This is a genomic window from Methylobacterium sp. 001424705 (genome assembly GCF_059816145.1).
On the sequence record NZ_JCBANU010000001.1, the window covers coordinates 306,757 to 324,108 of the forward strand.

Here is a 17,352-nt window from a genome sequence, read left to right on the forward strand (position 1 = left end):
TCGCTCACAGACCGGCGTACATCCGCCCCGAATTGAACAGGCCATGGGGATCATGCGCCGCCTTGATGCCCGCGGTGATCCGCATCAGGGGCTCGGCCAATGGCTCGAAGACCGGCACGGCCGCCCGGACGGCATCGGGTGCCCGCACCAGGGTCGCATGCCCACCCTGTGCGCGCACGGCCGCCCGGACGACCTCGGCGCCGGCATCGCCCCCGGCATCCGTGGCGAGCCAGACCAGCCCACCGCCCCAGTCGTAGAACCAACGGGCGTCGCGCTGGGCGCCGATCGCGGCGGTGACGGCGGGGCCGCGGGTCGGCGCAGTGGAGATGCGCCAGACCGCGGCACTCCGCGGCTCGGCGAAGCTCGCAGCGTCGCGGATGCGGGCCCAAAGCGCTGTCCCCGCCTCGCCCTCGACGATCTCGGGCTGGCCGAAGCGCTTGAGCAGGCGACGCAATTCGCCGAGACGATAATCGATCGACTCCGAGAAACCCTCGATCCGCATCAGCGTCCGCGCCGCCCCGCCTTCGATCCCGGCCGGCAGGTGAGCGGCTCCGGTCAGCTCGAAGGGCGAGCCGAGGGCCGCACTCAAGGCCGCGATGGCGCGGGCATCGTCGAGGTCCGGGAACGCGAGTGTGGCGACCCGTTCCTGAACGGGGAGCACCTTGAACGTCACTTCCGTCAGCAGACCCAGGGTGCCCCAGGAGCCGGCCATCAGCTTCACCAGGTCGAGCCCGGTGACGTTCTTCATCACCCGCCCGCCCGACTTGATCGCCTGGCCCCGTCCGTTGATGAAGCGCACGCCGATCAGGCTGTCGCGGGCGGCGCCCGCGTTGATCCGGCGCGGTCCGGAATTGTTGGCGGCCGCCACGGCGCCGAAGGTCGGTTCGCCAGTCGTGCCCATCAGGGAGCGGTGGTCCATGGGCTCGAAGGGCAGCATCTGACCGCGCGCCGCGAGGAGGGCCTGAACCTCGGCCAGGGGCGTCCCGGCCCGGGCGGCGACGACCATCTCGGCGGGTTCATAGAGTGTGATGCCGGTCAGAGCCACGCTGGAGAGCGTCGCTTCGTCCTGGGCCGGTCGGCCGATCCCAGCCTTGGTCGCTCCGCCAACGAGGCGAAGCCGCTCCGGGCTCTCGACCGCCCCGCGGACGATCTCGGCCGCGGCGCCCTCGTCGTGAGGCTCATATGTACGCATCGAATCCCACCCGATCCGGGGCACTCTGCGGCACCCTCGATCCTGTTCCTGTGGAGCCACCTTAGAGGAGGTTCACGCCGATGGCATCCGGTCAGGAACGGCTATTCGGCCGGTGCGGTCTCGGGTGGTGAACGGGTCAACCGCGCCGCCACGTGACCGCGCAGGCCCGCGATGTCGAAGAGCCAGACGAGCGCACCGTAGATCGCCACGCCGAGAGGCACGGAAAGCAGCAGCGCCCGTGTCGGCTCGATATGGCGCAGGGGTAACAGGCAGAGCGCCATGGCGAGGGAGGCGATGCTGGCAGCCAGGATTTCCCACCAGGGCAGGTGCAGGCGCTGGGGTCCCGTGAGCGCACGCCAGGCCAGGATGAGGGTGGCGGCCCCGAGGCCGGCGGTCTGTGCGATCGCGACGCCCTCGGGACCGTACCGGGACGGCAGGAGCCACAGCCCGAGCCCGTTGAGGGCGAGCCCAACCAGAGCGGCGGCGATGACCGGGCGCGTGCGCCGACGAATCTGGAAGATCGGATTGAGGGCGAAGTTGGTCATCGCGAGGCAGAAGAAGCCCGGAACCATCAGCCCCGCATAAGCGGCGAAGGGGCCGCGGTAGGCCTCCGGCACCACCAGCGCCTCGAGGGCCGGGAGCACGGCCCAGAACCCGACCGCGCAGGGCAGAAGCAGCGCAACCACCACGCCGATATTGAGCCCGACCTGGCGCTCGGCCGCGGCACGCCCCTGTTCCTCCTCGACCCGGACCGCGAGCTGGAAGAGCAGCAGATCGAGGGCGGTCCCGAGGGTGCCGATGCTCCGAGTGGTGACATCGGCGGCGAGGGCGAAGTAGCCCGCCTCGGCGAGGCCCGCATGGGACGCGATGCTGCCCCGATTGAGGAACGGCAGCAGCTGGTAGATCGCGTTGGCCGCGATGAGGGGTAGGCCGTAGGCGACGAAGAGCCGCCAGGCTTCCCGCAGCTTCAGCCGTACGCGTGGAACGATCGGATCGCGCAGCGGTCGATACAGCAGCAGGATCGCGAAGGCTTGGCTGATCCCGGCCGCCGTCAGAACCCAGACGGGTTGGGGGAAGAACCAGGCGGCACCCGCCATCAGCACGAAGGCGAGGCCGTTCTTCACCGCGACGAGATTGAAGTACAGCCGGCCGTCGAAGCGCGCCCGGGCGAGCGCTGCGTGATAATCGAACACGCCGATGCCCAATGCGGCGACCGCGGCGCCCGCTGTGATCGCCAGGCGGCTTCCCGCGTTGGGCTCGAGCGTGAAACCCAGTCCCGCGCAGATCAAGGCCGCCACGAAGAGACTGAGCGTGAGGGCCATGTAGGCCCGGTCCAAACCCTGCCGGATCCAGGGCTCGTCGATGCGGACCCGGGCTGAATAGAATCGTGTCGCGGACAGACGCAGCCACTCGAACAGGACGGTGTTGGCCACGATCGCACCGGCGGTCGCCAGAGCGAACAGACCGAACTCCGCTGGTCCCAGCAGCTTGGCGATGAGGAGGCCGAGGACGAAGTTCAGGCCGGCATTGAGGACGAAGGCAGCGATCACGGCCATGGCGCGACGGGTCATCCTCGGAGGCCGGCTGGACGGGGCATCGCCGCGCACAGCTCTAGCGCAGGAGGCCTGACAGTCCATTAACCGGTTACAACCAACCCCGGATGCGGAAGAAAACGATCGGAATGATGGCGCTTACGAGGATGAGCGCGAGGCCGTAGGGATAGCCGTAGGCCCATTCGAGTTCGGGCATGTGCTTGAAGTTCATTCCGTACATCGAAGCGATCAGGGTCGGCGGAATGCCGACCACCGATGCCACGGTGAGAACGCGGAAGGTGTTGTTCTGCTCGATGCTGATCAAGCCGAGGGTCGCGTCGAGAAGGAACTGGACGTTCTCGGAGAGCCGGATCTCGAACTCGTCGAGGGAGGCAATGTCGCGCCGCACGGCCTCGAAGCGCGGCACCTGTTCCTCGCCGAGGATATGCTCGCACTCGTTGGCCACGAAGGGCACGATCCGCTCCAGGCCGAGGAGGCTCGACCGGACCTTACCGAGGGTCTTCCCGCGGCGTCCGATGCCGCGCAGGATTCGGCGCAGCGCCAGGTCGCGCCGGCGCGGCGTGTGGTTGCGCAGCTTGGTGTCCCCGGCAGGCGCACCGCTGCGGACGTCGAAATCGAAGATCCGCGTGGACAACTCGTCGAGGTCGGCGCCCATGTCCTCGAGGGCATCGGCGAGGCTGTCGACGAGCTCCTCTATCAGGAGAAGGAAGATCTCGGTGGAGGTGGTGCCCGGCCCATCGCCGGTGTCGATGCGCTTCTTGACCTCCGCGAAAGCCCGCAATTCGTGGAAGCGCACGGTGACGAGGCGGTCCCGGGTCAGCACGAAGCCCAACGGCTTCAACTGCGTATCGAGCTTGTCGAAGGTGACCATCGGGGTTGAGAGTGAGAACCCGGTCTTCAAACGCCTCAGGCGGCTCGAATTCTCCACCTCGCTGAGGGCCTTGCGCGAAGGGACCCGGATGCCGGTGCAGGCCTCGACCCGTTCGGCCTCCTCGGCGCTCGGATCATCGAGATCGATCCATACGACCTCCGACGGATAGGCTGTCGCGGGCGCCTGTGCCTCGGGCTCGACCGCGCCCTGCGGACCATGAAGCTTGATCATCCGCGAAGGACTTTCCGGCGGCTTGTGGGATCGGGGGATGATCCTGTCGCCGGATCGTCGTCGGAGCCTGCGACAGTCTTGACTCGAACGGCTTCCGCGCCTAACTCGACGCCATCGTTAGCACTCACCCAAGGCGAGTGCTAACGGCCTGGGTTGAGCGCGCTGCCGCGCCGCATCAACGCCATCCACGAATTTGAAGCAAGAGGGCAGCTCATGAAGTTCCGTCCGCTGCACGACCGTGTCGTCGTCCGCCGCATCGAAGGCGAAGAGAAGACCAAGGGCGGCATCATCATCCCGGATACCGCCAAGGAGAAGCCGCAAGAGGGCGAGATCGTCGCCGTCGGTCCCGGCGCCCGCGATGAGGCCGGCCGGGTGAACCCGCTCGACGTCAAGGCCGGCGACCGCGTCCTGTTCGGCAAGTGGTCCGGCACCGAGGTCAAGATCGACGGTCAGGACCTCCTGATCATGAAGGAATCCGACATCATGGGCGTCGTCGCCTAAGTCGGGTTTCGGTTCTCCTCCCGTTCACGAGCCCTTCGAGGGTGCCGTCCGGCGCCTCGGGGCCCATCACTGACAAGGATCTGACATGGCAGCGAAAGAAGTCCGCTTCGCCTCCGACGCCCGCGAGAAGATGCTCCGTGGCGTCGACATCCTCGCCGACGCGGTGAAGGTCACGCTCGGCCCCAAGGGCCGCAACGTCGTCATCGAGAAGTCCTTCGGCGCCCCGCGCATCACCAAGGACGGCGTCACCGTCGCCAAGGAGATCGAGCTCGCCGACAAGTTCGAGAACATGGGCGCCCAGATGGTGCGCGAAGTGGCCTCGAAGACCAACGACATCGCGGGTGACGGCACCACCACGGCCACCGTTCTGGCGCAGGCCATCGTCCGCGAAGGCGCCAAGTACGTCGCCGCCGGCATGAACCCGATGGACCTGAAGCGCGGCATCGACCTCGCTACCACCGCCGCCGTGAAGGACATCACGAGCCGCGCCAAGAAGGTCGCCTCGTCCGAGGAAGTTGCCCAGGTCGGCACCATCTCGGCCAACGGCGACAAGGAAATCGGCGAGATGATCGCCCACGCCATGCAGAAGGTCGGCAACGAGGGTGTCATCACCGTCGAGGAAGCCAAGACGGCCGAGACCGAACTCGACGTCGTCGAGGGCATGCAGTTCGACCGCGGCTACCTCTCCCCGTACTTCATTACGAATGCGGAGAAGATGGTCGCCGAGCTCGAGGACCCCTACATCCTCATCCACGAGAAGAAGCTGTCTTCGCTTCAGGCGATGCTGCCGGTTCTCGAGGCCGTGGTGCAGACCGGCAAGCCGCTCGTCATCATCGCCGAGGACATCGAGGGCGAGGCGCTCGCTACGCTCGTTGTCAACAAGCTGCGCGGCGGCCTGAAGGTCGCGGCCGTCAAGGCTCCGGGCTTCGGCGATCGCCGCAAGGCCATGCTCGAGGACATCGCGATCCTGACCCAGGGTCAGATGATCGCCGAGGATCTCGGCATCAAGCTCGAGAACGTCACCCTCCCGATGCTCGGCCGCGCCAAGCGCATCCGCATCGAGAAGGAGACCACCACGATCATCGACGGTCTCGGCGAGAAGGCGGATATCGAAGCGCGCGTCGGCCAGATCAAGGCGCAGATCGAGGAGACCACCTCGGACTACGACCGTGAGAAGCTCCAGGAGCGTCTGGCCAAGCTCGCCGGCGGCGTCGCGGTCATCCGCGTCGGCGGCGCGACCGAGGTCGAGGTCAAGGAGAAGAAGGACCGCGTCGACGACGCGCTCAACGCCACCCGCGCTGCGGTGGAAGAGGGCATCGTCCCCGGCGGCGGCACCGCCCTCCTCCGTGCCCGTGAGGCCGTCCGTGCTCTCAAGAGCGACAACCCGGACGTCCAGGCCGGCATCAAGATCGTGCTGAAGGCCCTCGAGGCTCCGATCCGCCAGATCGCCGCGAATTCCGGCGTCGAGGGCTCGATCGTGGTCGGCAAGATCACCGACAACACGTCCTCGATCACCTTCGGCTTCAACGCCCAGACCGAAGAGTACGTCGACATGATCCAGGCCGGCATCGTCGACCCGGCCAAGGTCGTGCGCACCGCCCTGCAGGACGCCGCCTCCATCGCCGGCCTCCTCGTCACCACCGAAGCCATGATCGCCGATGCTCCGAAGAAGGACAGCGGCGCCCCGGCGATGCCGGGCGGCGGCGGTATGGGCGGCATGGACTTCTAAGGCGTCCGAACTGCACCTTATCGGAATGGGGGTCGCCGCGAGGCGGCCCCTTTTTTCATCCGCGGCACAGCCATCGGCGGCCTAATGGTCGGGACAGCAGCAGGCGCGTCAGGCGGCCTTTTTCTTTCCCCGCACCGCCTTCGCCGTAGCTGTAGGCGGTTCTCCCCCCAAAGTCGTTTCCCGTCGCTGTCGGTTGGGGCGGCAAGCCGCGGACCGGGGGGGCCAGGCGAACCGGACGCGCGAAACATGCGAGCGACGCAGATCGATGCGTCGCGCGTCGGCGTCCGGAAGGCATTTCCTGGCGGACACGGCAACACGCGATTGTCAGGGCTGCGCAATGTCTGCAGAGCCGAGTGGAGAGAGTCTCCGATCCCGCTATCGTCAGGCTCACGCGCGTACCACCCGCGATCTTCGCCGCACATGTCGGGGCGGCCGACGGCGCGCGCAGAAATCCAGCCCCGCTTCGGCGGAAACCGGGTCGACAGAGAGGGGTGTGAGTGAGGGGAAGCCGACCGGGACCTAAGGAATCTCCGAAGCGCGAACGGTCAGGCTTGCTGCCGGGATCGCGCGGAAACGATGCGCTGCCGATCGGGTGGGGGGCCCCGGTCCCTTGAAACCGGAGCCAAACAGGCATTTGGCGCGGACCTACCGTCCGAAGATGCCCTTCAGGAATTGGGCGGTGCGGTTGCGCTTCTTCTTGCGCTCGAGTTCGCTGGCGTCCTTGACCCATGCCACCTGCACGACGCGGCGCTCGCCCTCGAAGGGCTCGTGGCCGTGCCAGGAATTGTCGGCGCGCAGGAAGGCGAACATCGTGCCCATGGTGGGCGGCACCTCGACCGCGAAGGGTTCGTAGTTCTTGCCGTCGTAGAGCACCCGCAGGCGGCCGGCGGCCGGAGCGTCCCAGGCATCGTTCATGTAGATCAGCATCGTCATCACTTTCGACGGGCCGTCGGTGTGGATCGAGCCGTATTTCAGCTGGCTGCGCTTCATGATGGTGGTGAGGCGCGGGCAAGAGACCAGGTCGATGCCGAACTTCTCGCCCATGATGCGGGAGAACGCATCGCTCTCAAGCTCGTCGATCAGCGCCTTGAAGCGACCCTTGAGGGCGACTTCGTCGACCGTGAGATAGCCGGGCTTGGCGATCGCGGGGAAATCCTGGCGGATCTCGTCGACGGCCTCGGGCTTGAGCACGTCATTGCCGAGAAAGAAACTGTAGGGCTCGCGCGAGACAGGGGCGGCCCGCACGGCATCAAGGTTGAGGATCGACAATCCCGTCATGGCTTCGACGTTCGTCCGTTCGGGCGCACCAGGCCCGGTTTGAGCGGGTGCACGCTGGGTTGGAGCGCCGCTGCGAGGGCGCAATCCCGGTGGATAGAGCGCCCGATTGCGGCAAGCGGACGGCAAGCCCTTTCCGCGCAACACGGAAACTGCCATGCTTGACCGTATCGAAACTGAAAAGTGGCGCCGAGCATCGTGACGAGACGCCTCGCACTCGCCTTCTGCGTCGCCCTGGCGACGCCGGCCAGTGCCCAGAGCCCCCTCTCGACGACCCAGCGCATGATCTGTGCCGATGCAATGGCTCTGGTGAAGACCCGAGGTTCCGTCGCGATCAGTTCCGGCGGAGCGCCCGAGCGCTTCGTACGGGACCGTAGCCAATGCAATCTAACCGAAATCGCCGAACTCCGCTTCGTGCCCACCCGGGACAACCCGGAATGCCCGATCGGCTATCGCTGCCGCGAGCCGGAATTCGGCGACTGGGACTGGTGAGACGGACCGGCGGTACGAGGATAGTCCGCCGCAGCGGTGCGCCACGATCTCGCCACGACCCGCCTGCAATGCCGATGCATGGGCGGTCCCCCCCGGGGCACGGCGCCGGACGATGACAAGAACTGAGGGGAGACGCGCGTGGCCGTATTGAGGACAGGCCTCGGCCTGCAAGCCGCCGTCACGGCGCTCTTCGCCCTCGCGCTCCTGGTTTCACCCGGCGTATCCGCACCGCTCTACGTCAGTCTCAGCGGCCTTGCCATGGCAGGCATCCTGCTCGCATCGGGGCGCCTCTCGTCATACCTAAAGGTCTTCGTCTCGGTCTACGGCGTCGGCTACCTGTTCCTGGCCGGAGCCAAGCAACTGGCGGTCATGGGTTTCCTGCCCCCGACGCTCGCCGCCCTCCTGCCGCCGAGCTTCGCCGCAACCGGGGCCGTGGTGTTCGCCGGCATCGTCTTGGCGATCTCGTACCTCGAGCCGATCCGGGCGATCACGCTGATCGCGGATCCCTATTTCGCCACCACCGACAAGCCGACACGGGAGATCGGACCCTTCCGCCTGTTCGGCAGCACGGAGGGGAAGGTTGGCCAGCGCCTCGTCGCCCTGTCGATCTTCATCACCTTCGCACAGGTCGCCCTGCAGCTGCGGCTGAACTTCTGGTTCCGCGACCTGTTCAACGCCCTCCAGGAATACAACGCCGACGCCTTCTGGTACCAGTTGGTCTGGGTGTTCACGCCGCTCGCCACCATCTGGGTCGTGGTCGGCATGTTCGACACCTTCGTGGATGCTACGCTTCACATCCGCTGGCGCACCTGGCTGACCCGCAGCTTCTACGGTCGCTGGCTGGATGCCGGGACGCATTACCGGGTCCCCTTCACCGGGGAGAGTGCGGACAACCCGGATCAGCGCATCCAGAGCGACATCAATCTCTTCATCTCCCAGACCACCACGCTGTCCATCCGGCTCCTGTCTCAGGCGGCGACCCTGGTGTCCTTCATGGTCATCCTGTGGGGCCTGTCGCGCGACTTCGTGCTGCCCTTCACCGATACGGTGGTGCCGGGCTTCCTCGTCTGGCTGGTGGTCGGTTACGCGGTGGTCGGAACCTGGCTGACGCACGTCATCGGACGCCCCCTCATCGGCCTCGACTTCCGCCAGGAGAAGGTGGAGGCGGATTTCCGCTTTTCCCTGGCCCGGACCCGCATCTACGGCGAGCAGATCGCCCTCCTGCGCGGCGAGCGTGCCGAAACGGTGCGCCTGGGTAGCCTGTTCCACGCGATCGTCGACAACTACCTCGACATCATCGTCCGGCGGATCAAGCTCGGCAGCTTCACGCTGTCCTACAGCCAGATCAGCGTGGTGTTTCCCTACATCCTCGCCGCGCCATCCTACTTCCTGAAGAAGATCACCCTAGGTCAGTTCCAACAGACCGGCGATGCCTTCAGCAGCGTGCAGTCTTCGCTGTCGTTCTTCATCAATTCCTACGTTACCATCGCGGCCTACCGCGCCAACACCAACCGCCTCTCCTCGTTCCGGCAGGCGATGACCAAGGCGGAGGCGATCGGAGGGACCGGCGAAGGCCTGATCCAGGGCAACGACACCAAGGGCGACGTCACCGCTTCGAAGCTCAGCCTCGGCCTGCCGGACGGACGGGAGATCGTGGCCGCGGACGCTTTGACCATCACCAAGGGCGGCGCCACGCTTCTCACGGGTCCCTCAGGTTCCGGCAAGTCGACCCTGTTCCGTGCCATCGCGGGCATCTGGCCCTTCGCCAAGGGCCGGATCGACCTGCCCAAGGGACAGTCGGCCCTGGTCCTGCCGCAACGACCCTACATCCCCCTGGGGACCCTGCGCGGCGCCGTCGTCTACCCGAACACCACGGACATGTTCCCGGACGAGGCGATCCGCGACGCCCTGGTGGCTGCCCAGTTGCCGGCGCTCGTCGACCGTCTTGACGAGGTGGATGCCTGGGATCAGCGCCTCTCCGGCGGCGAGCAGCAGCGGCTGGCGGTGGCCCGCGCTGTCCTTGCCAAGCCCGACTGGCTGTTTCTCGACGAATCCACCGCCGCCCTGGACGAGCCGAGCGAGGCTGCGATCTACCGGATGCTGCGGGAGCGCCTGCCCGGCACCACCATCGTCTCAATCGGCCATCGGTCGACCCTGCACGCCCTGCACGAACGCCGCCTCGACATGCAGCCTGCCAATGATGGCCGGTTCGTGCCCCGCGACGTGCCGTCGCCCGTCGCCGCCGAGTAAGGTTCAGCGCAGGAACGTCACCGCGATGGGTGCCAGGATCGCGGTTAGGAACGCGTTGAACCCAAGGGCGATGCCCGCGAAGGCGCCCGCCACCTCGTTCACCTGGAAGGCGCGTGCGGTGCCCACGCCGTGGGCGGCGAGACCGGCCGCGAAGCCGCGGGCCCGCATGTCCCGGATGCGTAGGACGTTCATCAGCGGTGTGACGAGGATGCCGCCGGTCATGCCGGTGAGCATGACGATGACGGCGGCGAGCGTTGGGTCTCCGCCCAGTGTCTGAGCGATGCCCATCGCGACGCCGGTTGTCACGGATTTCGGCGCCAGTGAGACGATGACGTCACGGGGAATACCGAAAGCTTGGCCCAACAGCAGGGCCGAGCTCAGCGCGACCACCGAACCAACAACGAGGGCTGCCAGCATCGGCGCAAGAGAGCGCAGCACCGTGGCACGATACTCATAGAGGGGAATCGCCAGTGCCACGGTGGCCGGCCCCAGCAGAAAGTGCACGAACTGGGCGCCCTCGAAATAGGTGGCGTAGGGCGTCTTCGTAAGCTCCAAGACGGCAGCGGTGAGCGCGATGGCGATGAGGACTGGGTTCGCGAGCGGATGGCGGCGAGTCGCCAGAGCAATCCGGTCGGCCACCACGTAAGCGAGCAGCGTCACGGTCAGCCACAGAAGCGGCGTCCGCGAGAGATAGACCCAAACGGCGAAGTCGCCGGTCACGGCCGCGCCTTCGGCTTGGCGAGCCAGCGCGAGACTGCGACGAACGTCAAGGCCGTGGCGGCCAGAGTGGTGACTGTCGAGACCACGACCACCACCGCCAACGCGATTCCGTGCACGGCCAGAACGTCGAGGCGACCGACGATACCGGCTCCGGCCGGCACGAACATCAGCGATAGATTGGCGAGAAGCCCCTTGCCGGTACTTTCCAGGCGACCGTCCACCAGGGGGGGCGCCAACATTCGGGGGGCCAGGTGGGTGGCTCGATCCCGCATGACCAGGAACAGCAACAGCAACGCCATGCCGATCAGGGGTCCGGGCACAGGCAGGTGGCTCGACCGCGCCAGCGCCTCGCCGATGAGCTGTGCCAGGAGGATCAGAGTGAGGCTGAGAATCATCGTGGCAGCGCGCTCAACTAAGCGAGACCTGCCCTTCCGCGGCACTGCGCCGGGCCTCGCCGATAGCAGCCTCATCGAGGCCGAGAAGGCCGCCGAGACGCCAGACCAGGGCCTCCTCGAACTCGTGAACGCTACCGTCCGCTCCGGCCACCGACCAAGCCATGGCAAGGAGGCGGGCCCGCCGATCCGGCCCGACCTCGTGCCCGATCATCTCGACGAGTTGTGCCATGTCGCGGGTCTGGGCGTCGAACGCGGCGGCCCGCGCGATCAGCGCCTCAGCCTCCGCCCTGGTCTCTGTGAACCGGCCCTCGACCAGACGGCCGAGGCGCTCGGTCTCTTCGGGGGCGAGAATACCGTCGGCCCGCGCCACATGCACGAGGAGCGCGATCGCTGCCAAGCGCTCATCGGCCTCCTCAGCCGCCGTGGCATGGCTTCCGAGACCGAAGGATTCGGCGGCATAGGCGCGGAGTCGGGCAATCAGGGACATGGAGATCCTCGGAACGCCGCGAATCCTTCGAGGTCGACCACCGGGCCGTCAAGCAACCGGCGGTGTCGCCGTCACGATGCCCCGGCACCGTGGCCGTGCTGCACCGCTTTTCGCCGCGCATTCCACCGCCCACAATGCCGGTCAAAGCTTGCCATTCCACGCCACGACCGATATGACCCTCCCCCGAACGGTCCCGTTGGACATCAGCGTCCGATCAGGAACCGCGCCGCAATAGCTCAGCTGGTAGAGCACCTCATTCGTAATGAGGGGGTCGGGGGTTCGAATCCCTCTTGCGGCACCACTTCCTCCTGTCTCAGCACCACAATCAGGCCGGTCGGTCGATCGGCATCGCGCAGTCTCGGCTCTCAGCGTGCCTCGAAAAGCGCATCGGCAAGGGAAGGCCCCTCCCGGTCACGACACGATCGACCCGAAACCGAACCACCGCGCCGTGCGATCCTCGTCCGGAGGTCGACGGGATCGTCTGCGCGGCAGCGGGGCTGTCCTGCGGTCTGGAGGTCCGGTTGGCCCGTCTTCGCAGCGCCGGAGCGTTCGCGAACGGCAGCAATTAGACCGATACCCGTGCTGACGTAGCCAATCCGGCCGAGTGATTCCAGAACCTCGCGGTCGGACAGACGTCCAGCCAGTCCACCAACCGATCCAACCGCCTCGGACAAGGCACTTCGCGGGATCCCCGACGGTCAGGCATTCTGCGAAGCGGGCGTCCTCACAGGAAGCCGCCAATTCGGGCGGATGAAGTGACACGTATAGCCGTCGGGGCGGCGCTCGAGGTAATCCTGGTGCTCAGGCTCGGCCTCCCAGAAAGGCCCGACGGGAGCCAGTTCGGTGACGACCTTTCCGGGCCAGAGACCCGATGCATCGACATCGGCGATGGTCTCCGCGGCGACCCGGCGTTGAGCGTCATCGGTGTAATAGATCGCCGAGCGATAGCTCAGGCCACGATCGTTTCCCTGCCGATTCGGGGTTGTCGGATCGTGGATCTGAAAGAAGAATTCCAGCACCCGGCGAAAGCTCGTCCGCTCGGGATCGAAAATGATCTCGATCGCCTCCGCATGTGTGCCGTGGTTCGGGTAGGTTGCGTTCGGAACATCGCCCCCCGTATAGCCGACACGGGTCGACACGACGCCCTCCTGCCGCCGGATCAGGTCCTGCATCCCCCAGAAGCATCCTCCTGCGAGGACTGCGCGTTCATGGCTCATGGTTCCCTCTCTCCCGGATCGACGCCTGACGTCGCTGGTGAATAGATAGGGTGCCGCAGCGCCTTTTGCCGCCGTTCGATGTTGTCGCGGGACACCGTCGCGATGAGTTTGGACCTGCCGCCGCGTCGCGCGGTGCGGCGGGCAGGTGCAGTCAGGGTGTTTCGATATCCCCTACCCCGATGTGCGGGGTGACCGAGACGTCCCCCCAGAGGTACGGCCGGACTGCCAGACTAGGAAGCTGTCCTGCTCGGCATTCTCCTCCGGTGCAAAGGGGGTTGGCGGCCATACCCGCTGGAGACGCGGGTGATGTCGCCGCCGGGGGGTTGATGTCCACAGGGTACCGCGTCGGCAGCGACGCCCGCCAAATGCCTTAACGCACCGCGTAACCGTAGGCGAAGCAACGGCTTCGGCGAGCATAACAAATGCAGCCAAAACGAAGCAACACGCGGATCCGTAGCGCCGTCCAACCGGGTTTGCATGGTCTCCATCAAGTTTCGGCTAGATGCGGCTTGTAACGCGATGTCGAACCGGCATCTCACAACCGGAAAAACCGTGCCGTTCGGCACGTTGCCAGCGTTTGATCATTGGCATGTCGGAAGCGAGAATGGCGTAGAAGCCCGGATCGGTCCGCAACCACAGGAAGGGACCATGCGGCGGACGAATTCCCGCTCGGTCGGCTGATGGTCTAATCTGGCTGAAGAACCGTCGCAACGAGAGGTGACCGGGGACTGCATGACGTGCCCTTCGTGAGTATCACGCGCTTGAGAATCCGCTCGGTTCGGTTCCTGCCGGGCTTTGCCGTCCACGCCGTCCGCACGCAGAGACAGGCGGGGAAGGCGGCCGGGTTCCGGGCGGGATCAATCCTGGCCGATCATGCCTGGACCTTCTGGACCATGACGGTGTGGGACGACGAGGCTGCCATGCGCCGGTACATGATGGCCGGCGCGCATCGGCAGGCGATGCCGAAGCTGATCCATTGGTGTGACGAAGCTTCCTTGGTCCACTGGACGCAGCCCGGGGCCGGACCACCATCCTGGGCCGAAGCGGATCAGAGGATGCGCGCGGACGGACGCCCGTCCCAGGTGCGGCACCCCAGTCCGCATCACGCAACTCTGGACTATCGTCCACCGCGCCTGACGCGGAGCGGGCCGATCAAACCCTCGGCACCGTGAGGGACAGGCCCGCAAGCCGCCGTGGATGCAACCGCAACCGGTCACGTCGCACTGGGCGTGTTTCGGCGCACATCCGCGCGGGCGATCCGGGCGCATCACACCTGCGGCCGCCTTCGCCCCCTCGGCGGCCAGAACCAGCGGCGCAGCGGCCTCAAGGCCCTGCGCCGTTTGTGTTTCATCGGCGCCGCGGGGTGGATGGCCCGGCGGGCCGGACCGGTCGAACGTTCTGACGGCAGCGTGCTGGAGTACCCACGATGAGACTGCGCTCGGTCGTCGGCTGGATCAGCGTTGGCGCGACGCTCTTGAGCGGCGCGGGGCTCGAGGCACGGGAGCGCCCCTCTCCGGAGGTGACGGGCTGGGTGTCGGCGGTACTCGCGAAGATCGATATGGCCGAGGGGGGCCCAGCCCCCGCCTGGCGCAAGCGCGGGCGCCGAACGGTGGGGGTGCGGGTCCAGATCGCGGCCGACGGCTTCGTCAATCGGGTGGAGGTCGAGCGGAGTTCCGGCGTGCCGGATCTCGATGAGCGGGCACGGAGCCTGGTCCGGGCAGCCGGGCCGTTCGGCCCGCCGCCTGCGCCGCTTCTGACCCCGGCCGGCACCACGGAACTCAGCTTCCCGCTCCAGGTGCAGCGGTGAGATTACAGGCGTGCGGCGCGGTCCGGCGCCGGACCGGACAGGACCGCCGCGAGGGAGGCATCGACTTGCCCGACGGGGTCGGTTGGCACCGGATGGACGCCGATCAGCAGGGTCCGTTGCGTCCGCATGATCTTGAGGAGGCGCTCGGTCCGGCGCAATGCGTCCTGCGCGTCGGTCGGGTCCCGTTCCTCGGCGAGGAGAACGGCGATCCGGATCATCTGGTCGACCCGGCGCTCCTCGGCCGTGGCGATGATCCGCTCCAGGGCCGCCAGCCCCTCCTCCAACGCCGCTCTCATGGGACACCCTCGGAGCCTCGGTGAGCGGACAGGGTCCGGCATCGGGCCGGAGCGCGCATTCACGATTGTTGGTCGCCGAGCGATTTCGCGCCGCGGCGCAGGCCGCGGGCGGCTCACGGCGTCCCGAGATGCGGGAGCCAGAGGGCCAGGGCGAGGAGGCTCGCCAGCAGGACCGGCGGCGTGATCAGGAGGCCGACCCGCATGTACTGGCCCCAGGTGATGCGGTGGCCCTTGGCGTCGAGCACGTGCAGCCACAGCAGGGTCGCGAGACTGCCGATCGGCGTGAATTTCGGGCCGAGATCGCAGCCTATGACGTTGGCGTAGATCATCAATTCGCGGGTCAGGGGCGACAGGTCGGGGGCCTGCTGGATCGCCAGCGCCCCCACCAGGACGCTCGGCATGTTGTTCATCACGGAGGACAGCAGGGCGGCGGCGACGCCCGTGCCGAGGGTGGCGACCACCGGGCCCGCCTGGGCGAGCCGGACCAGGCCCTGGGCGAGGAGTTCGGTGAGGCCGGCATTCTTCAGGCCGTAGACCACGAGGTACATGCCGAGGCTGAACAGCACGATCTGCCAGGGGGCCCCGGCGAGGACCTTCCGCAGGGGAATCACGCCGCTTCGATTCGCGAGGGCGAGCAGAAGGAGTGCGCCGGCACCGGTGACGGCGGAGACCGGGACGCCGAACGGGGCGGTGACGAAGTAGGCGCCGAGGAGCACGGCGAGAAGCGGGAAGGCCGCCCGGAACACGCGGGCGTCGCGGATGGCGGAGGCCGGCGGGTCCAGACGGTATACCGCGTAGGTCGTGTCGAGGTCGCGCCGGTAGAACAGCCACAGCACCGCGAGGGTCGCGGCCAGGGACACGAGGTTCACCGGCCCCATCACGGCGGCGTAGCGGCCGAAGGAAATGCCGAAGACATTCGCCGAAACGATGTTGACGAGATTCGAGATGACCAGCGGCAGGCTGGTCGAATCGGCGACGAACCCGCAGCCGACGATGAAGGCCATCGCGGCCGCCGGCGGGAAATCCAGCCGGAGCAGGATCGCCAGCACGATCGGGGTGAGCAGCAGGGCGGCCCCGTCATTGGCGAAGACCGCCGCGATGGCGGCGCCGAGCAGGATCACCAGGGGGAACAGCCGGCGACCGCGACCGCCGCCCCAGCGGGCGACGTGCAGGGCGGCCCATTGGAAGAAGCCCGCCGCGTCGAGGAGGAGGGAGATCACGATCAGCGCCACGAAGGTGAAGGTGGCGTCCCAGACGATGTGCCAGACCACCGGGATGTCGCCGGGCTGGATCACGCCGGTGGCCAGGGCGACGGTGGCCCCCGCGAGGGCGCTCCATCCGATCCCGAGCCCTCGCGGCTGGACGATGACGAGGACCAGGGTGACGACGAAGATGGCGAGGGCGAGCATCGGCGTTTCTTGTTGGTGTCGCGACGAAATCTTGCGAGTTCTTTCACCCGGGCGAGTTCTTTCAGCCGAGCGAGTTCTTTCACCGGGGCGAGTTCTTTCACCGGGGCGAGGTCTTGCTCCCCGGCGAGGACTTGCTCCCGGGCGGGATCAGAGGCTCGTGGCCGGCCGCCCCTGGGCATCGACGACGGGGGCGCCATCCTCCTTGGCGAAGGCCCCCCGCTGCGGCGGGAGCAGGGCGAGCACGGTCTCGGAGGGTCGGCACAGGGCGACGCCCAGGGGGCTCACCACCAGGGGCCGGTTGAGGAGGATCGGGTGCGCCGCGATGGCGTCGAGGAGCTGGTCGTCGCTGAGGGTCGGGTCGTCGAGGCCGAGTTCGGCATAGGGCGTCCCCTTCTCGCGCAGGAGATCGCGGAGGGTGAGGCCCGCCCGCTCCGCGAGGCGGCGCAGCAGCGCGCCGGTCGGGGGCGATTTGAGGTACTCGACGACGTGCGGCTCGAGGCCGGCGTTGCGGATGAGGCCGAGGGTGTTGCGGGACGTGCCGCAGGCCGGGTTGTGGTAGATGACGACGTCCATCAGGCGGGCTCCGGGCAGCAGGTCGAGAGGGCGGCGACGGCGGGGGCGCAGACCTCGGGGCGGCCCTGACAGCAATCGCGCATCAGGAACTGGATCAGCGCCGACAGGTCCGGGTAGGCGGCGCGGTAGCGGATCGAGCGGCCTTCGCGCTGCGCGGTGACGAGGCCGGCGCGGCTCAGTTCCTTGAGGTGGAACGACAGGTTGGTCGCAGAGACCCCGACCGCCTCCGCGAGCAGCCCCGCCGCCAGGCCGTCCGGCCCGGCGGTGACGAGGCGGCGCACGATGCGCAGGCGGTGCTCCTGGCCGAGGGCCGCGAAGGCGGCGACGGCTTGCCCCTCGTCCATCATGATGTCA

At 67.4% G+C, this 17,352-nt stretch carries 18 protein-coding genes and 1 tRNA gene; 7 read left to right on the forward strand and 12 right to left on the reverse strand.

Annotated features, from left to right (window positions below; all coding sequences use genetic code 11):
• Window positions 1–4: 4 nt before the first annotated feature.
• The 3 genes from AC6EUL_RS01450 to AC6EUL_RS01460 form a co-directional block, all read right to left on the reverse strand.
• Window positions 5–1,192, reverse strand: coding sequence for an FAD-binding protein (locus AC6EUL_RS01450; RefSeq protein WP_499868421.1), 1,188 nt, complete (start codon window positions 1,190–1,192; stop codon window positions 5–7).
• A gap of 101 nt (window positions 1,193–1,293) precedes the next feature.
• Window positions 1,294–2,748, reverse strand: coding sequence for a lipopolysaccharide biosynthesis protein (locus AC6EUL_RS01455; protein ID WP_499868422.1), 1,455 nt, complete (start codon window positions 2,746–2,748; stop codon window positions 1,294–1,296).
• Window positions 2,749–2,836: 88 nt separating this feature from the next.
• Window positions 2,837–3,847, reverse strand: coding sequence for a magnesium transporter CorA family protein (locus tag AC6EUL_RS01460; protein ID WP_499868424.1), 1,011 nt, complete (start codon window positions 3,845–3,847; stop codon window positions 2,837–2,839).
• Window positions 3,848–4,060: 213 nt separating this feature from the next.
• Between AC6EUL_RS01460 and groES the strand changes: the two genes are divergently transcribed.
• Entirely contained in the window at window positions 4,061–4,348 is a 288-nt protein-coding gene (groES, locus tag AC6EUL_RS01465; RefSeq protein ID WP_018042554.1) for a co-chaperone GroES, read from the forward strand.
• 85 nt (window positions 4,349–4,433) lie between these two features.
• Complete coding sequence (gene groL / locus AC6EUL_RS01470; RefSeq protein WP_056273599.1) at window positions 4,434–6,077, forward strand: chaperonin GroEL; 1,644 nt, start codon at window positions 4,434–4,436, stop codon at window positions 6,075–6,077.
• 645 nt (window positions 6,078–6,722) lie between these two features.
• Here groL and AC6EUL_RS01475 read toward each other — a convergent pair.
• Entirely contained in the window at window positions 6,723–7,355 is a 633-nt protein-coding gene (locus AC6EUL_RS01475; protein ID WP_499868427.1) for a 2OG-Fe(II) oxygenase, read from the reverse strand.
• 195 nt (window positions 7,356–7,550) lie between these two features.
• On the opposite strand from AC6EUL_RS01475, the gene AC6EUL_RS01480 reads away from it, so the two are divergent.
• Both AC6EUL_RS01480 and AC6EUL_RS01485 read left to right on the forward strand, forming a co-directional pair.
• A complete protein-coding gene (locus AC6EUL_RS01480; RefSeq protein ID WP_156389580.1) occupies window positions 7,551–7,844 on the forward strand; it encodes a hypothetical protein in 294 nt (97 codons plus the stop codon).
• A 138-nt stretch (window positions 7,845–7,982) separates the two neighbouring features.
• Complete coding sequence (locus tag AC6EUL_RS01485) at window positions 7,983–10,094, forward strand: ABC transporter ATP-binding protein/permease (protein ID WP_499868429.1); 2,112 nt, start codon at window positions 7,983–7,985, stop codon at window positions 10,092–10,094.
• Window positions 10,095–10,097: 3 nt separating this feature from the next.
• Here the strand turns inward: AC6EUL_RS01485 and AC6EUL_RS01490 are convergent, their stop codons facing one another.
• Genes AC6EUL_RS01490 through AC6EUL_RS01500 form a run of 3 tightly spaced genes read right to left on the reverse strand, consistent with a single transcriptional unit; the run spans window position 10,098 to window position 11,696 of the window.
• The gene (locus AC6EUL_RS01490; RefSeq protein ID WP_056270712.1) at window positions 10,098–10,814 is read right to left on the reverse strand and encodes an LrgB family protein; all 717 of its coding nucleotides are present in this window, start codon (window positions 10,812–10,814) and stop codon (window positions 10,098–10,100) included.
• Complete coding sequence (locus tag AC6EUL_RS01495; protein ID WP_056270714.1) at window positions 10,811–11,209, reverse strand: CidA/LrgA family protein; 399 nt, start codon at window positions 11,207–11,209, stop codon at window positions 10,811–10,813. The genes AC6EUL_RS01490 and AC6EUL_RS01495 overlap by 4 nt, the downstream gene beginning before the upstream one ends.
• Before the next feature lie 13 nt (window positions 11,210–11,222).
• Window positions 11,223–11,696, reverse strand: coding sequence for a tellurite resistance TerB family protein (locus tag AC6EUL_RS01500; RefSeq protein ID WP_056218101.1), 474 nt, complete (start codon window positions 11,694–11,696; stop codon window positions 11,223–11,225).
• A 225-nt stretch (window positions 11,697–11,921) separates the two neighbouring features.
• Here AC6EUL_RS01500 and AC6EUL_RS01505 point away from each other — a divergent pair.
• Window positions 11,922–11,997, forward strand: a tRNA-Thr gene (locus AC6EUL_RS01505).
• Between the two features lie 397 nt (window positions 11,998–12,394).
• On the opposite strand, the gene msrA is transcribed toward AC6EUL_RS01505, so the two are convergent.
• Complete coding sequence (msrA, locus tag AC6EUL_RS01510; protein ID WP_056270717.1) at window positions 12,395–12,913, reverse strand: peptide-methionine (S)-S-oxide reductase MsrA; 519 nt, start codon at window positions 12,911–12,913, stop codon at window positions 12,395–12,397.
• A 746-nt stretch (window positions 12,914–13,659) separates the two neighbouring features.
• Here msrA and AC6EUL_RS01515 point away from each other — a divergent pair.
• Both AC6EUL_RS01515 and AC6EUL_RS01520 read left to right on the forward strand, forming a co-directional pair.
• Window positions 13,660–14,085, forward strand: coding sequence for a DUF3291 domain-containing protein (locus tag AC6EUL_RS01515; protein ID WP_499868431.1), 426 nt, complete (start codon window positions 13,660–13,662; stop codon window positions 14,083–14,085).
• 254 nt (window positions 14,086–14,339) lie between these two features.
• Window positions 14,340–14,720 (forward strand): energy transducer TonB, encoded by a 381-nt coding sequence (locus AC6EUL_RS01520; protein ID WP_499868433.1) that lies wholly within the window; start codon window positions 14,340–14,342, stop codon window positions 14,718–14,720.
• Window positions 14,721–14,722: 2 nt separating this feature from the next.
• On the opposite strand, the gene AC6EUL_RS01525 is transcribed toward AC6EUL_RS01520, so the two are convergent.
• The 4 genes from AC6EUL_RS01525 to AC6EUL_RS01540 all read right to left on the reverse strand — a co-directional run bounded on the left by AC6EUL_RS01525 (window position 14,723) and on the right by AC6EUL_RS01540 (window position 17,345).
• Window positions 14,723–15,016, reverse strand: coding sequence for a hypothetical protein (locus tag AC6EUL_RS01525; protein ID WP_499868435.1), 294 nt, complete (start codon window positions 15,014–15,016; stop codon window positions 14,723–14,725).
• A gap of 113 nt (window positions 15,017–15,129) precedes the next feature.
• Window positions 15,130–16,425 carry an arsenic transporter gene (locus AC6EUL_RS01530; protein ID WP_499868436.1) on the reverse strand — a complete coding sequence of 432 codons (1,296 nt, stop codon included), beginning with the start codon at window positions 16,423–16,425 and terminating at the stop codon, window positions 15,130–15,132.
• Between the two features lie 147 nt (window positions 16,426–16,572).
• Window positions 16,573–16,998, reverse strand: a complete 426-nt coding sequence (gene arsC / locus AC6EUL_RS01535; RefSeq protein ID WP_056353059.1) for an arsenate reductase (glutaredoxin) — start codon at window positions 16,996–16,998, stop codon at window positions 16,573–16,575.
• The gene (locus AC6EUL_RS01540; protein ID WP_056212433.1) at window positions 16,998–17,345 is read right to left on the reverse strand and encodes an ArsR/SmtB family transcription factor; all 348 of its coding nucleotides are present in this window, start codon (window positions 17,343–17,345) and stop codon (window positions 16,998–17,000) included. The genes arsC and AC6EUL_RS01540 overlap by 1 nt, the downstream gene beginning before the upstream one ends.
• Window positions 17,346–17,352 lie beyond the last annotated feature (7 nt).